This is a genomic window from Vibrio pelagius (assembly GCF_024347575.1).
Classification (GTDB): Bacteria; Pseudomonadota; Gammaproteobacteria; order Enterobacterales; family Vibrionaceae; genus Vibrio; species Vibrio pelagius.
Genome location: NZ_AP025504.1, coordinates 504393 through 528471, shown reverse-complemented (window position 1 = coordinate 528471; position 24079 = coordinate 504393). Strand labels below are relative to the sequence as shown.

Below are 24079 nucleotides of genomic sequence, written 5' to 3'. Positions count from 1 at the left end.
CATGGAATCGACACAAATGATGCAATCTAAACAACGAATTCAGCAGAGCGTAACACCGCTTCTTGCGCGGGTAAGTAAAGACAATGTCATCTTATTTAGCTTACTCGCGTTTTTGTCTGTGGTGATGGTGCTTTTCATCTTGATGCCATTATGGGCGATGCTTAAAAAAAGTGTTCAGAATGGCGAAGGGGAGTTTGTTGGCCTGCAAAACTTCGCGACGTATTTCTCTTCAGCAAGCCTTTGGCAATCGGTGGGTAACACATTTACTCTTGGAGTGTTGGTGACGGTTGTCGTAGGTGTACTCGCATTTGGTTATGCTTATGCTCTAACGCGATCTTGTATGCCGATGAAAGGGTTGTTCCAAGTCCTTGGTTCTGCGCCGATTTTAGCGCCTTCATTGCTCCCTGCGATAAGCTTAATCTTTCTGTTCGGTAATCAGGGTATCGCAAAAGAAATGCTTGGTGGACACTCAGTCTATGGCTTGATAGGAATCTCATTAGGTTTGATTTTTTGGACCTTCCCTCACGCATTAATGATTTTGACTACCTCATTGCGCACGTCAGATGCTCGCTTGTACGAAGCAGCACGAGCGCTTAATACTTCTCCTCTAAAAACTTTTTTTGTGGTGACTCTGCCCGCAGCCAAATACGGTTTGATCAGTACATTGATCGTCGTCTTTACACTCGTGGTGTGTGATTTCGGTGTGCCGAAAGTAATTGGTGGCAGCTACAACGTTCTTTCTACTGACATCTTTAAGCAGGTGGTTGGTCAGCAGAACTTCTCTATGGGCGCTGTTACCAGTATCTTGTTACTCCTGCCAGCGGCTTTGGCATTTGGTGTGGATCGCTGGGTGCAAAAGAAACAGAAAAGTCTATTCGATACACGTTCTGTCGCCTATCAGCCAAAGCCTAGTATGGTTCGAGACAGTGTTTGCTTTATCTATTGTTTGATGATTTCAGCTGCTGTCGTGGTTGTCTTAGGTATGGCGATCTACGGCTCTATGGTGACTTTTTGGCCTTGGAACAAAGCACTGACGCTTAACAACTATAACTTCGCTGAAATGAGTACTTATGGTTGGACGCCGTTTTTCAACTCGTTAACATTGGGTGCTTGGGCGGCGGTCATTGGTACCGTACTGATTTTCCTTGGTGCATACGGCATAGAGAAAGGCCGCGCATTTGCTCCAATTCGCCAAGTCATGCAGATGTTGAGCGTAGTTCCGATGGCGGTTCCAGGCATGGTTCTAGGCTTAGGTTATATCTTTTACTTTAATGACCTGAACAATCCGCTGAACTTCCTGTATGGCACGATGACATTCCTTGTGATCAATACCGTAGTGCACTATTACACGGTCGGTCATATGACAGCTCTTACGGCATTGAAACAGCTCCCCACAGAGATTGAAGCGACAGCTGCCTCGGTCAACCTTCCTCAATACAAGCTGTTCTTTAAAGTAACGGTGCCGGTATGCTTGCCCGCTATATTAGACATCGCGACTTACTTGTTTATTAATGCACTAACTACGACTTCTGCGGTAGTATTCTTATATTCAACGGATACCATTCCAGCCTCAGTTTCGGTTCTCAACATGGATGATGCTGGACAGACTGGAGCAGCTGCAGCGATGGCGGTGATGATTATGCTGTCGGCAGCGAGTGCTAAAGTGGTTCACTTGGTTATCAATAAGCTGTTTGAAAAGCGCACACAGGCGTGGCGTAAGCGATAATTCGCGGCTTGGCGAATAAGAATTTATATGCGGGGCCATGGAGCGGCCACCAGATAGAATAATTAAAAGGAAAATGGGTGCAGTACGTAAAAATTAAAGATGTCATTGTTGAGCAGATTGAGTCTGGGATGCTTTCTCCAAGACAGAAGCTGCCTGCAGAGCGTAAGTTGGCGGAGTCTTTCGATACGACTCGCGTTACCTTGCGTGAAGCCTTGTCTTCATTAGAAGCGGAAGGGCGCATTTATCGAGAAGATCGCAGAGGTTGGTTTATTTCACCGGAGCCACTGCGTTACGATCCGACTCAAACACTTAACTTTACCAACATGGCGTTGTCGCAAAATCGTCAGCCTAAGACGGAATTGATTGCAGCTAAAGGCATATTGGCGACGAAAGAGGCGACTCGATTGTTAAAGTTGGCTCCTTTCTCTGATGTTTACCGAGTTGACCGAGTTCGTTATCTCGAAGACAGGCCAGTGGTGTATGTGACCAACTATATTCGCCCTGAGTTGTTCCCAAACTTGTTGGAGCATGATCTCTCTAAATCACTTACCGATATTTATCGAGAGCACTTTGGCGTTGTCTACCAGACGATCCGTTATCGAGTGAGTACGACTTCACTGCTGGGAGAGACGGCTCAGGCACTTCGAGCGACGTCGGGCTCACCGGCGATGGTGGTTGAGAGGATCAATTATAACCAAGATGGTGAGTTAATTGACTGCGACATTGAATATTGGCGACATGATGCCATCAGTATCGAATCCGTAGCTCATCTAGAACGCTAGACGGTGAGCTGATAGAAGGTCTCGGTACACGTCGGTTAATTAAGCTAACCCCCTAATCAGGTCTCTACATTAGAGGCCTTTTTATCCTCAAAATTGGAACGAACATGGAACTGTCCGCCATTGTCTTAGTGATAATTTCAGCGCTACTTCATGCAGGCTGGAATGTGCTGGGCAAATCAAACCAGAGCTCTGGATCGGCTTTTTTCTTAGCCTCGAGCTTTGCTGCTGCCAGCTTGCTCACCCCTTACCTGATTTGGTATATCAACACGGTCGGCTTCTCTAATATCTGTCTACCGTTTTGGCAATTGTTACTGCTGAGTGGAATCTGTCAGGTGATCTACTTAGTGGGGTTGGGGGTTGCTTATAAACAAGCTGATATCGGTGTGATATATCCAATGGCTCGTGCTCTGCCTGTATTGATGGTGGGATTTGGCACTTTGCTGTTGGGATATTCGTTGACGTACAACCAGTGGTTTGGATTTACGCTTATTACCTTGGGCTGTCTCGTTGTACCCCTTAAGAGTTTTAACGATCTAAGACCACGAGCCTATTTCAATCTTGGGGTACTTTGGGCACTGATCGCAGCGATTGGCACAACGGGCTATTCAATCATCGATAAAGAAGCCTTATTACTGCTCGGTAACTTAGCATCCAATAATGTTACGAATAGAGATGCATCTGTCTTTTACCTAGGTATGCAGTTCTGGGCGATAGCTTTGCCGCTCAGTATGTGGTTATTGCTTTCTAATCAGCGTATTGAATTTGCAAACGCATGGCGCATTCGCAAAAAAGCCGCAACGGCTGGAGTCATGATGGCCGCGACTTATGGGTTGGTTCTGTTCGCAATGACCATGACTGAAAATGTCAGCTTGGTTGTGGCTTTAAGGCAGGTAAGTATCATCTTTGGTGTTGTGATGGGGATCTACTTTTTAAAGGAAAAGTGGCACATAACTCGTGGTGTAGGTGTTCTATTTATTCTGTCAGGATTAGTTATCTCATTGTTTTAGAATGACTATTACATAGTCAGTCATTCTTGAACTGTCACGTTTTACACGTAATTTCCTTATTGATAGCAAACGTTTTACTGATGTTAAAGATGTGATCTCTCTCATAGACAGTTCGGTAAAGTTACCGGTAACATCGCACTCAACGTTACCGGTAACATAAAATAACAAACCGGATTAAGTGAAACCCATAAGGATACCCCGAATGAAAGCTATGACTAAAACGCTGATTGCTGCCTCCCTAACAGGTCTATTCGCGACTTCTGCAATGGCTGCAGACTTCAAACTGAAAATCCAATCTTCAGATCCATCTGGTGACTTGAACTTCAAAGTTCAACAGAACTGGGCTGAGCGTGTTGAGACAATGTCTAATGGTCGTATCGATATCGATCTTCTGCCAGTAGGTGCTGTGGTTAAACACACAGAGACACTAGGCGCGATCAAAATGGGTATCCTTGATGGTCAAGTAACGGCGACAGGTTACTTCTCAGGTAAAGATCCAGCATTTGGTCTTATCGGTAACATGGTTGGTGCTTGGTCTGATACAACACAACTGCTGCAATACATGAACTACGGTGGTGGTAACGAGTTAATGACTGAACTTTACGCTCCTTACGGCGTTAAGTTTGTTGGTGCTTCAACTACGGGTGTGGAATCGTTCATCTCGAAAGTACCAGTAGACGGTGTTGATGATCTTAAAGGTCTTAAACTGCGTGCTCCTGAAGGTCTAGTACAACAAGTATTTGCAGCGGCAGGTGCGACACCCGTTAACTTACCAGGTTCTGAGGTATTTACTGGTTTGAGCAAAGGCGTTATTGATGCGGCTGACTACACGGTATTCTCTACCAACCAAAAAGCGGGCATGAATGACATTGCGACACACCCAGTTCAACCGGGCTTCCACTCACTGCCTCTGATCGATATCTCTATCTCTCAGAAGAAGTGGGACAAGATGCCTGCGGACCTACAAACCATTCTACAAACGTCTGTTCGTGACTTCTCTTACGACATGACAACTCAGTTGAAAATGGCTGACCAAGCAGCAGTGAAAGAAGCGCAAGCAAACCCAGAAATCACGATTCATAACTGGTCTGATGAAGAGCGCAAGAAGTTCCGTGAAATCGCAAAAGGTCAATGGAAAGTATTTGCTGAACGTTCTCCAAATGCACAGAAAGTCTACGACTCTGTAACTGGCTTCCTAGAGGCAAACGGTCTACTTTAATTCACAACGATTATCTAGGCTAAATAGCTATTTTAGCTTCTCTTTTGGAGGGCAATTGCCCTCCGCTTTTTTGAGTAATACGTTATGACAGATAAAACGCCTCATGCGCCCCAAGAGCAAGAAGAGCAACCAAGAAACATTCTCGACCGCGCGATCATCAAGGTCAGCAATGTTCTAAGTGGTTTGTTCATCTTCACAGTATTGATTTCTTTTTATGAAGTGGTGATGCGTTACGCGTTTGATGCCCCAACGACTTGGGTGCACGAAACCGCTTCTTTCGTTGGTGGCTCGCTATTTATCGTGGGCGGTATTTACGCCTTTGCTGCTAACAAACATGTTCGAGTTGTTCTTATTTACGATGCAGTTTCTTCTCAAACTCGAAAATACCTCAACCTAGTGCACCACGTAGTGGGTTTAGCGTTCGCTGGTATGTTGGCTTACGCCTCTTATTTCATGGTTCAAGAGTCTTGGTTTACACCCTGGGGTGACCTTCGTCTTGAAACATCAGGCTCGGTACTGAATGCTCCGTACCCAGCGCTTCTTAAAGGCATCATCTTTGTTTGTCTTTGTGTTCTTGTTGTCCAGTTTGTATTGCACCTAATCCAAGAGATTGTAGGGCTAGGGAAGAAAGACGATGTTTGATCTATCCTCTATTGGCATCGCATGGGGCAGTGTCCTCATGCTGGTTATGATGATCGGTTTGTTACTGACGGGTATGCAGCTGGCATTCGTAACAGGCTTCGTAGCCATCTTTTTCACACTGTTTTGGTTTGGCCCAGACGCACTGCCTCTAATTGCTAGCCGTACTTACAGTTTTGCGTCAGGTTACGTTTTCCTCGCGGTTCCGATGTTTGTATTGATGGCCGCGCTGCTTGACCGTTCAGGCATTGCACGCGACTTATTTGATGCAATGAAGTCGGTAGGCCGAAGAGTTCGTGGTGGTGTTGCCGTCCAGACCCTCTTGGTTGCGGTACTGCTTGCTTCAATGTCAGGTGTTATCGGTGGTGAGACAGTGCTGTTGGGTATTTTGGCATTGCCACAAATGCTACGCCTTGGTTATGACCGCAAGTTAGCTATCGGTACAACTTGTGCGGGTGGTGCGCTAGGTACCATGCTGCCTCCATCTATCGTACTTATCATCTACGGTATGACGGCGAGTGTCTCGATTGGTGACTTGTTTAAAGCGTCATTCCTTCCGGCGTTTATCCTAGCGGGCTGCTACATCGGTTATGTTCTCATTCGTTGTAAGTTAAATCCTTCGTTGGCTCCAATTCCAAGTGATGAAGAGATCGAAGAAGACATGGCAAATCAACCGAGCTACTTCAAAGCACTGTTCTTCCCACTGCTTTCAGTAGCAACCGTTTTGGGCAGTATCTACACAGGTATCGCGTCAGTAACAGAAGCGTCGGCTCTGGGTGTTGTGGGTATCATGATTTCCGCTGCGATTCGTGGTGAGCTCAACTTCAATATGCTCAAAGAGAGTGCCATCGCAACTATGCGTACCTGCGGCATGATCATGTGGATCGGTATCGGTGCAAGCGCGCTGGTTGGTATATACAACCTAATGGGCGGTATCGACTTTGTTGAAGAGGTGATTCTAAGCCTAAGTGGCGGTAGCCCGCTTGCAACACTGCTTATCATGATGGTTATTCTATTGGTTCTAGGTATGTTCCTTGACTGGGTTGGTGTAGCGCTTCTAACTATGCCTATATTCGTACCAATCATCACAAGTCTTGGTTACGACCCAGTATGGTTCGGTGTGGTGTTCTGTCTAAACATGCAGGTGTCATTCCTATCACCTCCGTTTGGCCCAGCAGCCTTCTACCTGAAATCGGTGGCACCAAAAGACATCAGCCTAGGCGAGATCTTCAGTTCACTACTGCCATTCATCGGCCTACAGGTTCTGGTTTTAGGGATGGTGATTGCATTCCCTGAGCTCGCGATGTGGTGGAAATAATCCACCTCTTTTAAAAACCTAAAGAACCCTCAGATTATATAGACAGCCTCCAGTGTGAGTTGGAGGCTAAGGATAGTATTGCCCAATGAAAGCGAAAAAAATCTTAGTAATGGGCGTTTCAGGCTGCGGTAAAAGCTTGATTGGTAGCGAAATTGCCAACGCTCTAAATCTGCCTTTTCATGATGGTGATGATTACCACCCACAATCAAATGTGGACAAGATGGCAGAAGGCATTCCTTTAAACGACGATGACCGCCAAGGTTGGTTGGAAACTCTAAACAAGGTTTACGTTGAGAATGAAGCAGCAGTGATTGCCTGTTCAGCGCTAAAACCAGCGTACCGCGACATTCTACGAAACAACAATCAAGAGTTAGTGATCATCTACTTACAAGGCTCATTTGACACTATTTGGAATCGTCATCAGTCGCGTGAAAACCACTACTTTAATGGCGAAGCGATGTTAAAGAGCCAGTTTGAAGCATTGGTTGAGCCACAACAAAGTGAGGCGCTGTTTATCGATATTTCGCAAGATGTCCAAGGTGTTGTTGCTGATGCGCTACAAGCAATTAAGCAGCTTGAGGAGAACAACTAATGAGCACTTCAGAACTTTCTCAGTCAAGTAAATCTCAATCCAACATTGCGATGATTGGCCTTGGTGTTATGGGCAAAAGCCTGGCGTTGAACCTACTTGATCAAGGCTTTGACGTGATTGGCTTTGATATCAGCGAAGCACATCGTGAGCGTGCTGAATCAGAAGCAAAAGCACTCGCGCAAAAAGCTGATAAAGGTAGCTTCTTTAAAGCTGCTGACCTGAACCAAGTTCTTGATTCTCTGGTTAAGCCACGCGTTATTGCCTTGTCTGTCCCTGCTGGCAGGATTGTTGAGGCAGTGATTGACGATCTGCTAGCAGCTGGCCTCGAGCAAAACGATATTGTTATTGATACGGGTAACAGCCTTTGGACCGATACAGAAGCGCGTGAGTTGAAGTATCGTGGCAAATTACGATTCTTCTCAACGGCGGTATCCGGTGGAGAAGTAGGGGCGCGTACAGGCCCTGCACTGATGGCTAGCGGTGATAGAGAGGCTTGGAATTACGTTCAACCAATGTGGGAAGCTATTTCAGCCAAGGTTGACGGCAATGGCTTGCCTGTTGGTCAATTCGATAAGGGCGAACCTTGCGCGGCCTATCTAGGCCCTGCCGGTGCTGGTCACTATGTGAAAATGGTGCATAACGGCATTGAGTATGCGGACATGCAGCTCATTTGTGAGGTCTACCACTTTATGTCTGATGTGTTGGCTATGTCAGCGCAAGAGATTGGTGAAGTCTTTGCTAAGTGGAACCAAGGTGTACTCAACAGCTATCTGATGGAGATCAGTGCTGATATTTTACAGACGTTAGATCCAACAACACAGAAGCCGTTTGTTGAAGTGGTGCTTGATAAAGCCGGGCAGAAAGGCACGGGGCTTTGGACTGCAGTAAATAGTCTTAAAGAAGGGGCGCCAGCGCCAACCATTGCTCAAGCTGTATTCGCTCGCGCTCAAAGTAGCCAGAAAGCGGTACGAGTACAAGGTGTGAAGGTGTTGCGAACGCACGTCCAACCAAACTGCGGCAAGGCCAAACAAGAGACCATCGATGAGCTACATGATGCACTGTACTGCGCTAAGCTTTCGGTTTATGCGCAAGGCTTTGACTTAATGAAAGCAACCTCAATCAAAGAGGGTTGGAACCTCGATTTTGCTCATATTGCCAAGATTTGGCGCGCAGGCTGTATTATTCGAGCTGCGTTCTTACAGGATATCACTAAGGCATACCAAAGCGATGCAGAACTGAGCAACTTGCTGTTTGCAAACCGTTTTGTTGAAGAGGTTCATGAGCGTTCTTGTGGCTGGCGCGCAGTCGTTGCAAATTCGGCATTAACAGGCGTTCCAATGCCAGCAATTACTTCCGCGTTGGGCTATTTCGATTCACTTCGCTGTGAAGTGCTACCGGCCAATCTGCTTCAAGCACAGCGTGATTACTTTGGCTCTCACACCTATTCGCGCATTGATAGAGATGAGCAAAATAAGTTTCATATCACTTGGAGTGATACGCCTCGCGTAGAAATTGAAGCTTAGCCCTAAGCATTTAAACGTCCTCATTATGGGGACGTTTTTGTTTGTGGGACTGTATCAATATTTCGTTAGATAAGGCTTCAAATCTTAAGTCAGTTGGATACACTGTTACCAGTAACATAATCAATAACAATAATAACTACTTACTATGTCAAATAAGAAAAAACGTCCTACGTTACAAGATGTTGCCAATTTAGTTGGCGTCACCAAGATGACCGTAAGTCGCTGTTTAAGAGACCCTTCACAGGTTTCTGAAGCACTACGAGACAAAATCAATTCAGCGGTTGAAGAGCTGGGTTACATCCCAAACCGCGCCCCCGATATCCTCTCAAACGCAAAGAGTAATGCCATCGGTGTGCTGGTCCCGTCGTTAACAAACCAAGTTTTTGCCGAGGTCATTCGTGGGATAGAACAAGTCACCGCGCCTGCGGGCTATCAAACCATGATTGCTCACTATGGTTATAGCGAGGAACTTGAAGAGCAGAGTATTGCATCGCTATTGTCTTACAATGTGGATGCGATCATCCTCTCTGAAAATGTTCATACAGATCGAGCTCGTAAGATGCTGCAAACTGCGTCAATTCCCGTTATCGAGATTATGGACTCTGTGTCACCGCGCATCGAGCAAGCCGTAGGTTTTGATAACTTTGATGCCGCGAGAGAGATGACCAAAGTGATGATCACCCGAGGCCGTCAAAACATTGCGTATCTTGCGGCTCGAATGGATGAACGTACTCGTTTAAAGATGGCGGGTTATGAGCATGCGATGGAAGAGCACGCACTCACGCCGTTGACTATTCAAACCGAAGAGGCATCTTCATTTACATTGGGTGCAAAGCTGCTCGGTGAGCTGCTAGAAACGCACCCTGAGGCTAACGGTATCTTCTGCACCAACGATGACTTGGCCATCGGTGCCTTTTACGAATGTGTCCGTCGTGGTATTCAGGTGCCTGAACAGATGGCGATAGCGGGTTTCCACGGCCACGATATTACGATGACCATGACACCGCGCTTGGCTACGGTAATAACCCCGAGGGAGCAGATAGGGAAGGTCGCAGCTGAACAAATAGTTTCGCGTTTAAAAGGCAGAACCGATTGGACGGCTAAATTGGATCTGGGCTATGCGATTGAGCTTGGTGAAAGTATCTAGCTGCTTATTCTAATCATTAAAAAAAACGCCCTTACCGTTCTCGGTTAAGGGTGTTTTTCATATTCAGGCTACCAGTTGCTAAAATCGGATTTTAAGCTTCGGCTTGCGCTTTCGCGTCTTCTTGCTTTAACACTTTATGGCCATCTTCACTCACGCCACGTTTCCAATAGCTGCTGATATAGATGTTCTCTTTAGCCACTTCTTTCTCGTTACGAAAGTATTGACGCAGCGCGCGCATGTTCTCAAATTCACACGCTGTCCATACTGCAGCAGTACCTTCAAGCCAAGTGAGTTCTTGAACCTTATCGGACAGTGATGACGCTTGCTCCGATTCTATCAACCAGATGACCTCAAGCTGACTTGGTGCGTCCAATGGTTGCTTGTCCTGCTCTGAGGCGATTTGAATAACAGCGTAACCTTTTGCGTCACGCGGTAGGCTTTTTACTTTTGCAGAAAGAGCAGGTAGTGATGTCATATCAGCGGCCAAGAAAAACCAATCAGCGTCCTTATTTAAGCCTTGGATAAGGCCCGGACCACCAATGGTGATAGTTTCACCCTCTTCAACGTTCATTGCCCAGCGCGCAGCGAAACCACACTGTAGGTCAACGGTGTTGTGGCGAACAAAGTCGACTTCAATTGATGGCACGTCAGGGTTGAATTCGCGAATCGTGTAAGTTCGCATGGTTGGGCGTTTGCCCTGCTCAAGAGTCGTCAAATCTGTTCCACCCAACTCATTAAACATCAACTTGATGTAACCGCCTTCACAATCATTAGGAAAGCGACTGAGCCCGTCGCCGCTTAAGGTGATGCGCTGCATGTTGGGTGTGATGGTTTGGGTACTTGTAACAGTAACTTGGATAGGACTAGGCTTACTCATAATGAACTCTCTTTCTCTATAAGCTAACTATCATAGTAGCCTTCACCAAATGACTCAATAGAAATGGTTATCATTTACATGAATTTACATCATGCACTTTTAGCATAACCTTGTATTTTCTTATGTTCGGTAGGCCAAGCACAAAAAAACCAGCGCGGAGGCTGGCTTTGTATTAACTTCCGTTATGAGGCGTGGCTTCATTTCAAATGAATGAGGCTGACCATCAACGCTATTTATTCACAAGGTGGCGCCATATGGATCACAGCAAGACCGCCCAAAGACGTTTCACGATACTTCTTGTTCATATCTTTACCCGTTTGATACATGGTTTCGATTACCTTGTCCAAAGAGATTAAACACTTGCTGGTGCGCTTCAATGCCATTCGAGACGCGTTGATGGCTTTCATGGCACCCATTGCATTACGTTCAATACATGGCACTTGTACTAAGCCACCAATTGGGTCACAGGTCATACCTAGTGAATGCTCCATCGCGATTTCAGCCGCAATACAGATTTGCTCGTTGCTACCACCACGCAGTGCAGTAAGACCTGCCGCCGCCATTGAAGAGGAGACACCGACTTCGCCTTGACAGCCTACTTCAGCACCAGAGATGGACGCGTTGGTTTTGTACAAGATGCCAATCGCACCGGATACTGCAAGGAAGTCTTTGAGCTGTTTAGTATCGAGCTCTTTGATGAAACGATGGTAGTACATCAGAACCGCTGGAATAACACCAGCAGCGCCGTTTGTTGGTGAGGTAACGACTTGTCCGCCTGCAGCATTCTCTTCGCTTACCGCGAAAGCAAATAAGTTAATCCAATCCATGATCTCCATCGGATCGTTTTCAATCGCGGCATTGGCTTCCAGTTTTTTCAATAGAGCAGGGGCACGTCGAGTCACCTCAAGGCCACCGTCAAGAATCCCCTCCGTTTCAAAACCACGCTCCATACAGAGTGACATCACTTTCCAAATCTGCTCTGTGCGCTGATTGATCGCTTCCATGTCTTGGAATGAGGTCTCATTACGCAGTACCAAACCGCCTAAGCTAAGACCGTTCTGTTCGGCTAGGGCAAGCAGTTCATCAGCAGAGCTAAACGGAAATTCGACATGAGTTTCTTGCTCTTTCTTACCGTTTTGGAGCTCGTCTTCTGTGGCAATGAAGCCACCACCAATCGAGTAGTAGGTTTCCATATCGATCAGCGCACCGTCTGCGTTGAATGCAGAGATGGTCATGCCATTTTCATGTAGGGGTAAGTTGGTGTTGTGAAACAGCATATCTGTCTCAACGTCGAAATGAACATTATGGTGACCGCTAAGGGCCAGGCTCTTGTCTTCAATGGCTTTTTGCATTGCTTGATTGGCACTGCTGATCTTAATCGTATCTGGCTTATTACCCAGTAGTCCCAAAATCGTAGCGCGATCGGTGTGGTGCCCCTTACCCGTTAGAGAAAGAGAGCCATAAAGGTCAATTTGCACTCTCGCCACTTCTTCCAGTTTAGAGGCGATTTTTTGAGTAAACTGAAACCCTGCGATCATTGGTCCATTGGTGTGCGAGCTGGATGGGCCAACACCAATTTTGTAGATATCAAAAATAGACAGCATAATAACTTCCTGTGAAGGGTTCGCTTGGTGCGAACTCTGGTGTAACTGTTTTTACATACCTCGCTTCTCTTGAGCATAGTGTATGAATGACATTGTTCTGTTTTATACTCATGGGCATTGAATACGTATGGATGCGATACTCAGAAAAATGTTCTTAATGCGACCACACGATTTGCTACCTATAAAGTTGTCATCAATAGTGAGCGTTATTGCGAGCAACTCATGAGAATTTAAAAATACTTTTGTTAACAACTATTGTATACATAATTCACTCTATCTAATTGCGAAAACGAGACTTGTACATTAAATGAGCATTAAAAACCTTGTAGTTATTCTGGGTAAACGGCTAAATAAGAATGAATTGACTGCAGAAGGGCGGAGTAGAGTTGAAGCTGCCATCGATTATTTGGCAAGTCGCTCAAATGACAAAGTGGCGGTCGCGTTTTGTGGTGGTGTCACACCGGGACAAGCTCTGTCTGAAGCCGAAGTGATGTATGAGTACTTCTTGCAACTCGAGAGTCAGCTTGAATCACCTTTGAGCATCCAAGCTCGGTTATTAGAGAAAAAATCAACCAATACGATAGAAAACATCCACAATTTGGCGTTGGAGCTTATTGAAAGCGGCTTGTTGGAAAATAGCCAGCAACTGAATGTGGTATTTGTGTCCAATGACTATCACTTGCAGCGCATTTTTGAGATTCAATCGTTAATGGATGAACAAGGGCTACTTAAAGTGCTCGAAGAGCGCTGTGGTCAATTGGGGGTAGCTCTGAAGATTGATCGAAATATTGAACAGCATGTTGTGGTGGCATACCCGCATACGACAGTTCAAGCACAGCTATTTCTATTAATTGATAGCTTAACGACGTACCGTGTCTATCTTGAAGGTATAGTCGCAGGTCGCTTTGTTGGGCAACAAGAGCAGACCCGCAAAGCACCTGCTCAGTTAGGGCTAGAAGCGATCGACAAAGCTGTACAACTTTCAGCGACTGCTCAGTTTAGCTTGCTGCATTCGCTATTACCTCTGTTGCAAAACTGTATTAGGCAGACTCCAGTAGGGACAGACAAAGAAAAAGTCAGAGAGTATCTCGCGTTGCTGGATACAAATCTGACTTTGCTGAATCGTTACTTGGATCCAGAACAAGACCTGGATACTCGCTGGTGGCGCTCAGGCCACTAGAGATAGAGAGGCTAGCTTTCTGTTTCTTGCTCATGATGTTGGCGGTAATATTCCCACTGTTCAATACGGTCGCCATTTTCAAAGACACAGTAAGTCGTGCGCTGAGCATTTTCTGTTACTCTATCAAGCTCAGCCCCTTGCTGAACACAATACACAGCAGCTGGGTTAGCCATTGAAACACGTTCTGACTCACTGTACTGGTCGTACTCGCTTGCACAACCCCCTAAAACCAAAGTGAACATTGCCATCAAGCCAATTATTTTCATGCTATCTCCTTAGCAAGGTTAGGAAGCTCTTTTAATGAGTATATTTTAGAATCAGGAAAAATCCGTGATTTTTGAAGCAACAGATTGAATTGGTATGATAATTCGACAAGTTTCGATCTATTTTGAGTGTTGGATCAAGCTTGAAATACCAACTATTTCTTTTGGACTGACTCCTATGAATTAGGGCGAAATTCAATCCATACCTGATTGTGATATCATGCCGCCAAATTTTGCAGAGCTATAACGATAATGAGACACCTAAAAACAACGATTCATCCTGACATTGAGCACTTAGACGACCAAACCGTGTACAAGCGTAACGCTGCTCGCGCTATTGTGCTGGATGGTGAGAAGATTCTGATGCTATATACAGAGCGTTACCACGACTACACCATTCCTGGGGGCGGCCTAGATGAAGGTGAGGACGTTATCGCGGGCATGGTTCGTGAGCTGCAAGAAGAGACAGGTGCTCAGAATATTCATGGTATTAAGCCATTTGGTATTTTTGAAGAGTTTCGTCCTTGGTATAAAGATGATGCCGACATCATGCATATGATCTCTTACTGCTACACCTGTAAAATTGATAGCGAATTGGGTGATACAGCGTACGAAGATTATGAAGTGAAGAACGGAATGAAGCCGGTTTGGATCAACATCCATGACGCTATCGCTCATAACGAAAAAACCATGGCAGAAAGCCCTAAGAAAGGCATGAGTATTGAGCGTGAGACCTTTCTACTGCATTTGGTTGCTAAAGATATGCTGTAATTCACAAGCTTACTTGGGGTAGCTGTTATAGTGCTGCCCCAAATATCACTACTTTTTAGCTTACGTTCCGACTCCTCTTATTGTCTTCCAACCTATCTCCTGAACTTCTTCAACCTCTGTTCTATTACTCCTCATGTCGCATATTTGTAATGTTTAGCGATATTCGCTCGATCTTATAACGATAAATGATATAAGTTCTCAACATTGCCTTTTATGTCAATGAATTAAGTGATAATCATCCGGTAAACATTGGGTGGTTTTCGTAAAGAAGTTTTGGTTAATACCGTTAGGGTTATGCGTTATTGCATATGAGAGAGAACAAAATGAAGAAAGTCGTTATTGCGTTAATGTTGTTGTTACCATTGCCTTTATCAGCAAGTGAGTCTTCAAAGCAAGAAAAAGTGGATGCGTTAATTGAAGTCATGAATATGAACGAGTTGTTAGATTCAATGCACATTCAAGTTCAGAACATGATCAACAACATGCACCAACAGTTAGAAATTAAAGAATCAGAGAGACCACTGTTTGACGAGTATCACCAAAAAGTGGGTGTAGTGATGCAAGAGCAGCTAAGTTGGGAGCAGTTTGAACCAATGATGTTGGACATCTATAACCAACACTTTTCTGAGGAAGAGATCAGCGCAATGCTAGACTTCTATCGCTCTGAAATGGGACAAAGTATTCTCAACAAGATGCCGGTGGTCATGCAAGAATCCATGGTCACGAGTCAAAAGATGGCACAGCGAATGATGCCTGAAATTCAAGCACTTACTGAAGAGTTTCACAAGAAACTGCAAGAGCACCGCAAGCAAGAACAGCAGACTCAATAATAACCTCAGCGGTGAATTGATCGCCAAGGAACAAAACTATTGGTGAGTATTACAACTACGTTGGAAATAGCTAGGAGGTCATATGGATTTGGTGCTCTACAGTGCCGCTGACTAGAAAGCAAATCTTTTTCCTTGTATCGAATTTCTGTGCCAAGGTTTTTTGTGCGCTTGCTATCAATCACATTTTCTTTTCTTATCTTTATCGTGATGCGTATAACAGAATCTGACATTTTCGGTAACGTTCCCGATAATGTCAGATACTATCCGTCTCAAGGTTACAATTCTGATGTTTTTTATTATTAATATGCAACAAAACATCGGAATATCATCCGTTTTCTATTCGTAAATAGCCTGAAAATTTTATTGGGAACGTTTGCAACTATTCTTAATATTATTACGTGGGACAAAGGATATGAAAAAACATAATTTAGCAATGGCTGTAGCAATCAGCTTGATAGCTTTACCAGCGATGGCATCAACAGAGGTCTCTGAATTAGAACAGCGAATCAACGAGTTAGAGAAAAGAATCGAACAAACTGAACAGGTCGCAGTGGCAGCCGATGAGAAGGCGTCGACATTTGAGTTTCACGGCTATGCACGCTCTGGACTGTTAATTAATGATGATTTAAATGGCGCGACAGGTACAGGACCATACATGACAGCAGCAGGAGCTATTGGTGCACCAATAGGTCGCTTGGGAGTTGAGGACGACCACTACGTAGAAGCGAACTTGATTCACAAGCGCTTTGCTGAGGATGGTTCAAGTGCGTTATTTAGAATCATGCTTGCGGATAGCACTGAAACAAATAATGAATGGACGGCCACCGAAAGCCAATTGAACGTACGTCAGGTTTATTCTGAATTGAACAACTTAGCGATGTTCTCTGACTCAGAGGCATTTTCTGAGGCGACGTTCTGGGCGGGTAAGCGATTCGACAGAGATAACTTTGATATTCACTTCTTTGACTCTGATATCGTATTCCTATCGGGTACTGGTGCAGGTGTTTACGACGTTCAATTGAATGAGAGTTGGAAGACTAACTTTTCGATTTATGGTCGTGATTTTGGCGAGATAGATAGTTCATCAACTGATGTTGAAAACTACATTGCGACAATGAACAATCGTATTGGGCAGTGGCAATTTATGTTGAGTGCAATGACCTCGGCAGACAACAGTGATCGTACTGATGGCGCCGCTGATCACGGTGAGCACGCAATGCTCGCTTTTCACGCAGAGACCTTCTATGGAATGAGCGAAGGCTTCTCAAAAACTGGCTTCATTGTTGGTAGCGGTTTGGGTGCTGAGTTGAAGGGCATCGGGTCAAATGGCGATCTGTTAGATGATGCGAAAGCCGTACGCCTATTCAGTTATGGTGTCACACGCTTTGCTGATAATTGGCGCATTGCTCCAGCGTTTATGGCTGAACGCAGTCAAGATCGCTTAGAGAAAAATGATGAATATACATGGGCATCACTCAACGTTAGATTGGCTCAAGAGTTTAATGAGAACTTTGAAATGGTGTATGAGGGTTCATACCAATTTATGGATCTTGATAATTCTGTCGAACAAGCGAGTGGTGGGTTTTACAAAGCGACCATTGCTCCGACTTTGAAGCTTTCAACCAGTACTGGCTTTTTTGATCGTCCCGAACTACGTTTTGCTGTGAGCTATGTTGACTGGAGTGATGAGCTAAATGGTTATGCGATCAGTCAGGAACCAGATGCATCAACGATGGGGGATGGTGGTGAAGTGTTGTTCGCACTTCAGATGGAAACTTGGTTCTAATAGTAGCGATTAATGATTAAGGTAAAAGTGCCAACCGTAGAGGTTGGCATTTTTTATAAATAAAAAGAATAGCGTTTTTGGGTTCAACCTTTGTTAAATTTACTAGCAAGACTGCCTATCAATACTTTGAAAGGTAAGCACCATCTTACTCATCTCGAATCCTTTATTTGAAATTCTCTCTAACAGCAGTTTTGCGCCATTTTCTCCTGCTTTATCAAAAGCATAATTGAATGTAGACAGGGTAGGAGTACAGACTGACGCGAGTTCATCGTCACCAACACCAAGTACGAAAATATCTTTCCCAGGCTCAAGTTTGGCTTCTTGAATGGCCCTCATGGCACCAATCGCTATACGGTCAGTTGCACAAAATAGTCCGTCTAATTTCGGGAACTTCTTGAGGTGTTCCTTGGCTAGGTCGTAACCTGACTCAATCGTAAAATCGCCTCGGGCATGGAATTTTAACTCAAGGTCATTGTGTTTGAGGGCATCTTTAAAACCTTGGGATCTTTGCTTATCAACGGCAATATCGTCGCCTTGAACGCCAATAAAGCCTAGTGTTTGACACCCTTTATCAACCAGTCTATTTCCAGCTTCAAAGCCAACACGAGTATCGTCATGAACGATGCTAGGTATGTTGAACATTGAACCATCTTGACCAACCAACACCACTGGAACAGCTGAGCCTTGAATTGCTTTTACTAGCGTTTTATCTAAGTGAGTGGCGTATAGAATGATCCCTTCCACTCGCTTTTGATTGAAGATATGGATGTACTCCAACTCTTTTTGATGCGCTTGATGAGTACTGGCCAACAAAACATGCTTGCCGGCTTGTTCAAGCACCGCCGTTAAGCCGTCAACGCCCTGTGATGTTGCGTGAGAAGAAACGCGTGGAACAATGACTCCAACAAGGTTTGTTTTGCGAGATTTAAGGTCTTTAGCGACTTGATTCGGAACATAGCCACACTCTTCTACGGCTTTGCGCACTTTGATCTTCGTCGCTTCTTTTACGCCATATTCATCATTAATAACACGTGAAACTGTCGACTTTGAGACGCCAGCTAGAAGTGCAACATCGTGCAGACTTGCCATTCACACTATCCATTCATCTATTTTTTGGGATTGTTTGCAAAGAGATGAGACTCGTTGCTTAGGTTAATAGGGATTTTAACCCTGCCTGAGTCATTTGGGGAGATAATTTGAAGATCTTTCTCACACTCTTGAGGAGATATCTTTGATCATTTGTTACTAATCAGCAAAAATTCTTTTTGCAAACGTTCCCGAAAATATCACAAGGCTCAAATTAGTAATCCAATGGGGTATGAAATGAATTATCCAGCAGTAGCAAAAGAGCTAATCACTTTACTAGGTGGCAAGAGCAATATTACCGCTCTCGCACACTGTGCAACGCGTTTACGCCTAGCTGTAGCAGATGAAACAAAAATCGATGAGCAAGCTATCGATAATCTTGAAGGGGTAAAAGGTCAGTTCAAAGTAGCAGGTCAATACCAAATCATTTTCGGTTCGGGAATTGTTAACCAAGTTTACGCCGAGTTGGCTAAGTTGACGGGCATGAGTGAGATGTCGACCAATGATGTCGCATCTGCGGGTGCCAACAAACAGAATATTGTTCAAAGAGCAGTAAAAGGACTCTCTGATATTTTCGTTCCGATTATTCCAGCAATTGTTGCTGGTGGTTTGTTGATGGGTATCTATAACTTATTGACAGCACAAGGTTTGTTTATTGATGGGCAATCTTTAATTGATGCTAATCCTGGGCTAACTGACCTTGCGAATATGATCAATACTTTCGCTAATGCGCCTTTTGTTTATTTACCTATTCTATTAGCGTTCTCGGCAAGTAAGAAGTTTGGTGGTAATCCATATCTAGGAGCTGCATTAGGTATGTTGATGGTACACCCTGAGCTGCTGAATGGCTGGGGTTTCGGCGGTGCTGCTGTATCCGGGAATATTCCTGTTTGGAACATCATGGGTTTTGAAATCCAGAAGGTTGGCTATCAAGGTTCAGTACTTCCGGTTCTTGTTTCAGCGTTCATTCTGGCTAAGGTCGAACTAGGATTACGAAAGGTGATTCCTTCGGTGCTGGATAACCTTTTAACACCGCTATTGGCTATTTTTATTGCGGGTCTACTGACGTTCACCGTTGTTGGTCCATTCACGCGTGATATCGGCTTCCTATTAGGTGATGGGCTAAACTGGCTTTACAACTCGGCTGGCTTTGTTGGAGGTGCGGTATTTGGTTTGATTTACGCGCCGTTCGTTATTACGGGTATGCACCACAGCTTTATCGCGATTGAAACACAGTTACTAGCCGATATAGCAATCACCGGTGGTACATTTATCTTCCCAATTGCAGCTATGTCAAACGTATCTCAAGGTGCAGCAGCGCTTGCGGTTGGCGTCATGAGCAAAGACAAAAAGATGAAAGGGATTGCGATTCCATCTGGTGTTACTGGCCTACTAGGTATTACCGAGCCTGCTATGTTTGGGGTAAACCTAAAACTGCGTTACCCGTTCATCGCCGCTGTGTGTGCTGCTGCTCTATCGAGTGCCTTTATTACAATGTTCAACGTGAAAGCGCAGGCATTAGGTGCAGCGGGCTTACCGGGTATTATCTCAATTTCTCCTGAGCATATTGGTTACTACATCGTTGGTATGATCATCGCGTTTATTACGGCGTTTGTACTGACAGTGGTTCTTGGTATGCGTGAACAAGTAAAGCAAAAGCGTAAGGTGACGGCTTAAATTTGAACTCCTTAAAGGTGGGATTCCCCCAATTCCACCTTTTTCCTAAATTGTTGGGGAGCTAGCCAAGAGCGTTATTTTGGCTAGCCTTTTTTGTATTTTTTTTCATTGATAGGAGCAACTGATCATGGCCGCTCAATTATCAATATGTTTGTTTTAAGGTAAGCATGATGAATCAAGTATGGGTAACAGGCGATGCCGTTGTTGACTTAATTCCCGACTCCGACTCGACACTATTGAAATGTCCAGGTGGTGCGCCTGCTAATGTCGCGGTTGCCGTTTCTCGTCTGTCTGGCAAAAGTGCCTTCTTTGGTCGGGTAGGAGATGACCCTTTCGGTCGTTTTATGAAAGCAACTCTGACCAACGAAAAAGTAAACGCCGATTTTTTGGTTCAGGACCCGACGCACAGAACATCAACGGTGGTGGTTGATTTGGATGATGATGGTGAGCGTAGCTTTACCTTTATGGTTAAGCCAAGTGCCGATCAGTTTATGATTAATGACGATATTCCAAGCTTCCAAAAAGGTGATTGGTTACATGTTTGTTCTATTTCTCTGGCTAATGAACCAAGCAGAAGCAGTACATTTGAAGCAATTGATAGGATCAAACGTATCGGTGGCTATGTGAGTTTCGACCCAAACTTGCGCGAAGAGGTATGGGCGAATCCGTCTGAAATAAAAAGTACTGTAATGAAAGCTGTGGCACTGGCTGATGTCGTCAAGTTCTCTGAAGAGGAATTAGTGCTTTTGACTGGTTCTCAATCGGTTGAACAAGGTCTAAATGCTATCGCTGATTTTGACAACACGCTCATTTTGGTTACGCAAGGTGCCAAGGGAGTGTGGCGAATCTTTGAAGGTTCAGGAAAACGAGTAACAGGTCAAGTCGTACAACCAATTGATACGACTGGTGCTGGTGACGCCTTCGTCGGAGGCCTGCTCGCAAGACTTTCTCAACAGCAACATTGGGATAATCTCGCCACGATCGATAAAGCGATCGAGTGGGCAAATGGCTGCGGTGCACTTGCAACAACGCAAAAAGGTGCCATGACTGCACTCCCTACCCAAGAAGAACTTATTCAGTTCATCCACTGCGAACAATCGTAGTCAACGAGAATTGAGAGCAACGCATGAACGTAAATAGTAATTGGACTTTAGAACAAAGATATCGCCGCTTAGAACAACTCACATCGCAAGAAGTGGCTGAAATGAAGAGCGCTCGAATCGCTGACCCGGGTTTTCCTAGTTACCACATAGCGCCAAAGTTTGGGTTACTTAACGATCCAAATGGACTCTGTTATTTTAATAATGAACACCATATCTTCTATCAATGGACTCCGGTGGGTCCAGTACATGGTATGAAATACTGGTACCACGTCTCTACCAAAGACTTTATACATTTCACCGATCATGGAGTTGGGCTAAAGCCCGGTGACGATTACGACTCTCACGGGCTCTATTCAGGTGGGGCGCTTGTTGATAATGAGCAAGTATTGCTTTTCTTTACCGGCAACAAACGCGACCAAAATTGGGTTCGAGAGTCGACTCAGTGTTTTGCAACTATGACAACAACAGGTTGCATTGAGAAGCAGGGCGTTATTATCGAAAATGAGCATTATACAGAGCATTTTCGTGACCCTAAAGTATGGAAAAAAGATGACCAGTATTTCATGGTTGTGGGTGCTCAAACACCAGATAAACGCGGCTCAATGGTGTTATATCAAAGTCTAGATTTAAAAACTTGGCAGCATAAAGGGCCGATCAAAACCCGTTACCAAGATTTCGGTTACATGTGGGAATGCCCAGATTTTTTTGAAATTGGTGATAAATCAATCATGCTGTTTTCTCCGCAAGGTGTGTCATCCTCCAATGCCTATGATTTTAAAAACATCTACTCGGTCGCTTACATCGTTGGCGACAAATTAAACCTAGATTCAATGGAGCTTGAGGGCCACCAAGATATCATTCAACCTGATTATGGCTTTGATTTCTATGCTCCCCAGACTTACTTGGACGAACAAGGTCGCCGTATTTTGATTGCTTGGGTTGGTTTACCTGATATTGATACTCCATCGGTTGAGAATCAGTGGGCAGGTATGCTTTCACTACCACGTGAGTTGCGTTTGAAAGAGGGTTACCTAGTTCAATCACCTCTCACTGAACTCGATGAGTTGAAAGGGGAGGGAGAAGTCTTCTCTGGAACACATGTGTTGAATCAAACAAGCTTTATGCTTCGTTTGGAATTCGAAAGTGATGGGTTTGCTTTAGAGTTAAGAAATGAGCGTGGCGACAAGGTAACCTTTAGTGCCGACGAAAATGAGTTTACTCTGGACCGTAGCCAAATGTCTCAGAACTATGCTCAAGAATTTGGAGATGTGCGAAAAGCACCGAGATTGAGCAAAAGACAAGTGATTGATGTCTACGTTGATAATTCAGTGATGGAAATTTTCATCAATGGTGGTAAACATACCATGACCAGTCGCTTCTTCATTGATGATCTACAGTTGGTCACTGAACAAGGTATAAAGCGAGCTTGTTACTACTCTATGCAACCTGTGACCGGGTTGTTCGATCAAGAAAGAATCGACTAGAGCCTTCAGTATTCGCGAATATAATCGTATGGAGAACGACCTTCAAGCCGTTGTGCTTGAAGGTCATTTTTGTCCAATGGTATTAAACAGAGCGTTACTTTCCGTTTAACTTCAACGCTGAGAATGTCACGCTGTTGTAGTCACCATTCTTCTTATCCGTTGCGAAGTCACCCGTACCCGCGCAGCCTGGCCCCCAAATTGGGTGAGAATCGTTCACGCTACACTGACCGTACGCGCCTGCTTTGAAGTAGAAGTCATCTTCTGCATAACCGGTTGGAAAATCCTTGTCGTCGATACCTTTACTCAGGTCAATTTCGTATTTCACCGTGTCATGACGTGCGGTCTCAAAAGTTAGATACATCATGGTCTCTTTGACTTCGACACGGTAGCTAAATTCTTCACCTAACTTGATGCCTGCCTTGCCTGGTTCTTGCTGATTTTCCCAAGTGTTGCCCCAAACTGGGTAAGCGATATCCTCACGGTTTGGATCTTTCTTAGCTAAGTTACGCTCGTAGTTCCAGAATACCGAGCCGTACTCATGGCCCGGAAATTTTTTATAGAAGATTTTTAATGGTTCGTTACCGTGTCCATAGCCTGTTTTTGCTTTAATGAGCTCGTCGTGTTTTTTCGCGTGAATCTGTCCCACGACGACAGAGTGTGCCGGGTATTTCTCTGGGTGTTTAGCATTGACTGAGACATGATCGACTTTGAGGGTCGCTTCGAGCGTTCCGCCAACGGCGCTGTATTGATCTGCTTGAGGATGGCTCGACAGCGCCCATTGATTTAGTTTGCCGTCAGTAAGGATGTTGTCGAAGTTAGCGCCGCGCGGCATTTGGCGTAGTTCAGAGCGTGCGTTCTTCGAATTTTTAGTCGTGATCGCCTTGTTATGTACCTCAAATACAAGGTGCCCATCTTCGTTTAGGAAGAAAAAGTCCTCATGAGAGTAGCTTAGCATGGCGACACCCTCGATCTCGTCGATGCGCCCGTCTTCATTGATGTCAGAAGGGATCGTGATCTTCCAGTTTCGCATATCAAACTTATCGGCAGGGACAGCATGGGATACGCCATTGTTAACTATTTCAGCCATAGAGGTTAAAGGCATAGATAGTAGGATAGATGCGGCAATTAGGGTTCTTTTGTTCATTATTGGTACTCTTATTATGTAATATTGTCATACATAATAGTTATCATTGAGTTAAGAAAAAGACTTGATCGTCCTATGTGTAAATAAGATCACATATTTTTTTGAAATTGATGTACTCACTGTGAGAGATGTCTGACTGTGAGTACTCTCGATTGGGATTACTGTTAAAGCTCACTAACACGTTCATCAATAAACCGTGCAAAGAGTTACAACTCACATATTGTTATGTTATAACGTAGCTCAATTTTGAGCGTTAGCACCTTTGTTGTCTCGGAGAGGGGTATCAATAGTCTAGTGGTCACTGCAACCCAACCTTTAACA

At 44.7% G+C, this 24079-nt stretch carries 21 protein-coding genes; 16 read left to right on the top strand and 5 right to left on the bottom strand.

Annotation, left to right across the window (positions count from 1 at the left end; all coding sequences use genetic code 11):
* The first annotated feature begins 16 nt into the window (after positions 1 to 16).
* The 9 genes from vsple_RS16550 to gntR all read left to right on the top strand — a co-directional run bounded on the left by vsple_RS16550 (position 17) and on the right by gntR (position 9953).
* A complete protein-coding gene (locus tag vsple_RS16550; RefSeq protein WP_261883908.1) occupies positions 17 to 1726 on the top strand; it encodes a putative 2-aminoethylphosphonate ABC transporter permease subunit in 1710 nt (569 codons plus the stop codon).
* 77 nt (positions 1727 to 1803) lie between these two features.
* A complete protein-coding gene (gene phnR / locus vsple_RS16545) occupies positions 1804 to 2508 on the top strand; it encodes a phosphonate utilization transcriptional regulator PhnR (RefSeq protein ID WP_032550290.1) in 705 nt (234 codons plus the stop codon).
* A 104-nt stretch (positions 2509 to 2612) separates the two neighbouring features.
* The gene (locus vsple_RS16540; protein WP_261883907.1) at positions 2613 to 3515 is read left to right on the top strand and encodes an EamA family transporter; all 903 of its coding nucleotides are present in this window, start codon (positions 2613 to 2615) and stop codon (positions 3513 to 3515) included.
* A 202-nt stretch (positions 3516 to 3717) separates the two neighbouring features.
* A complete protein-coding gene (locus tag vsple_RS16535) occupies positions 3718 to 4734 on the top strand; it encodes a TRAP transporter substrate-binding protein (protein WP_255232533.1) in 1017 nt (338 codons plus the stop codon).
* An 84-nt stretch (positions 4735 to 4818) separates the two neighbouring features.
* Positions 4819 to 5376 (top strand): TRAP transporter small permease subunit, encoded by a 558-nt coding sequence (locus tag vsple_RS16530; protein ID WP_261883906.1) that lies wholly within the window; start codon positions 4819 to 4821, stop codon positions 5374 to 5376.
* Positions 5369 to 6691, top strand: a complete 1323-nt coding sequence (locus vsple_RS16525; protein ID WP_261883905.1) for a TRAP transporter large permease — start codon at positions 5369 to 5371, stop codon at positions 6689 to 6691. The genes vsple_RS16530 and vsple_RS16525 overlap by 8 nt, the downstream gene beginning before the upstream one ends.
* An 85-nt stretch (positions 6692 to 6776) precedes the next feature.
* Complete coding sequence (locus vsple_RS16520) at positions 6777 to 7283, top strand: gluconokinase (RefSeq protein WP_261883904.1); 507 nt, start codon at positions 6777 to 6779, stop codon at positions 7281 to 7283.
* Positions 7283 to 8806 carry an NADP-dependent phosphogluconate dehydrogenase gene (gene gndA / locus vsple_RS16515; protein ID WP_261883903.1) on the top strand — a complete coding sequence of 508 codons (1524 nt, stop codon included), beginning with the start codon at positions 7283 to 7285 and terminating at the stop codon, positions 8804 to 8806. The genes vsple_RS16520 and gndA overlap by 1 nt, the downstream gene beginning before the upstream one ends.
* A gap of 145 nt (positions 8807 to 8951) precedes the next feature.
* Positions 8952 to 9953, top strand: coding sequence for a gluconate operon transcriptional repressor GntR (gene gntR / locus vsple_RS16510; RefSeq protein WP_255232538.1), 1002 nt, complete (start codon positions 8952 to 8954; stop codon positions 9951 to 9953).
* Positions 9954 to 10044: 91 nt separating this feature from the next.
* Here the strand turns inward: gntR and vsple_RS16505 are convergent, their stop codons facing one another.
* Positions 10045 to 10830 carry a siderophore-interacting protein gene (locus vsple_RS16505; RefSeq protein ID WP_255232539.1) on the bottom strand — a complete coding sequence of 262 codons (786 nt, stop codon included), beginning with the start codon at positions 10828 to 10830 and terminating at the stop codon, positions 10045 to 10047.
* Between the two features lie 233 nt (positions 10831 to 11063).
* Positions 11064 to 12434: an L-serine ammonia-lyase gene (locus vsple_RS16500; protein WP_255232540.1), complete on the bottom strand. Its 1371-nt coding sequence runs from the start codon at positions 12432 to 12434 to the stop codon at positions 11064 to 11066.
* Between the two features lie 307 nt (positions 12435 to 12741).
* On the opposite strand from vsple_RS16500, the gene vsple_RS16495 reads away from it, so the two are divergent.
* The gene (locus tag vsple_RS16495) at positions 12742 to 13614 is read left to right on the top strand and encodes a YdcF family protein (RefSeq protein ID WP_261883902.1); all 873 of its coding nucleotides are present in this window, start codon (positions 12742 to 12744) and stop codon (positions 13612 to 13614) included.
* Between the two features lie 11 nt (positions 13615 to 13625).
* Here vsple_RS16495 and vsple_RS16490 read toward each other — a convergent pair whose 3' ends face one another.
* Entirely contained in the window at positions 13626 to 13880 is a 255-nt protein-coding gene (locus vsple_RS16490) for a putative hemolysin (RefSeq protein WP_255232542.1), read from the bottom strand.
* A 249-nt stretch (positions 13881 to 14129) separates the two neighbouring features.
* Here vsple_RS16490 and vsple_RS16485 point away from each other — a divergent pair, with 249 nt between their 5' ends.
* From vsple_RS16485 to vsple_RS16475, 3 genes are all read left to right on the top strand, one after another.
* Entirely contained in the window at positions 14130 to 14648 is a 519-nt protein-coding gene (locus vsple_RS16485; RefSeq protein ID WP_261883901.1) for an NUDIX hydrolase, read from the top strand.
* A gap of 323 nt (positions 14649 to 14971) precedes the next feature.
* The gene (locus tag vsple_RS16480) at positions 14972 to 15478 is read left to right on the top strand and encodes a DUF2059 domain-containing protein (RefSeq protein WP_261883900.1); all 507 of its coding nucleotides are present in this window, start codon (positions 14972 to 14974) and stop codon (positions 15476 to 15478) included.
* Between the two features lie 412 nt (positions 15479 to 15890).
* Positions 15891 to 17264, top strand: a complete 1374-nt coding sequence (locus vsple_RS16475) for a carbohydrate porin (protein ID WP_261883899.1) — start codon at positions 15891 to 15893, stop codon at positions 17262 to 17264.
* A 102-nt stretch (positions 17265 to 17366) separates the two neighbouring features.
* On the opposite strand, the gene vsple_RS16470 is transcribed toward vsple_RS16475, so the two are convergent.
* Positions 17367 to 18353 (bottom strand): LacI family DNA-binding transcriptional regulator, encoded by a 987-nt coding sequence (locus vsple_RS16470; RefSeq protein ID WP_261883898.1) that lies wholly within the window; start codon positions 18351 to 18353, stop codon positions 17367 to 17369.
* A 234-nt stretch (positions 18354 to 18587) separates the two neighbouring features.
* Here vsple_RS16470 and vsple_RS16465 point away from each other — a divergent pair, with 234 nt between their 5' ends.
* The 3 genes from vsple_RS16465 to vsple_RS16455 all read left to right on the top strand — a co-directional run bounded on the left by vsple_RS16465 (position 18588) and on the right by vsple_RS16455 (position 22614).
* Positions 18588 to 20027, top strand: a complete 1440-nt coding sequence (locus vsple_RS16465) for a sucrose-specific PTS transporter subunit IIBC (protein WP_261883897.1) — start codon at positions 18588 to 18590, stop codon at positions 20025 to 20027.
* Positions 20028 to 20197: 170 nt separating this feature from the next.
* On the top strand, positions 20198 to 21130 hold the full coding sequence (locus vsple_RS16460) for an aminoimidazole riboside kinase (RefSeq protein WP_261884043.1): 933 nt from the start codon (positions 20198 to 20200) through the stop codon (positions 21128 to 21130).
* A 23-nt stretch (positions 21131 to 21153) separates the two neighbouring features.
* The gene (locus vsple_RS16455) at positions 21154 to 22614 is read left to right on the top strand and encodes a sucrose-6-phosphate hydrolase (RefSeq protein ID WP_261883896.1); all 1461 of its coding nucleotides are present in this window, start codon (positions 21154 to 21156) and stop codon (positions 22612 to 22614) included.
* A 94-nt stretch (positions 22615 to 22708) separates the two neighbouring features.
* Here vsple_RS16455 and vsple_RS16450 read toward each other — a convergent pair whose 3' ends face one another.
* The gene (locus vsple_RS16450; protein WP_420833823.1) at positions 22709 to 23716 is read right to left on the bottom strand and encodes a polysaccharide lyase family 7 protein; all 1008 of its coding nucleotides are present in this window, start codon (positions 23714 to 23716) and stop codon (positions 22709 to 22711) included.
* Positions 23717 to 24079: the final 363 nt, after the last annotated feature.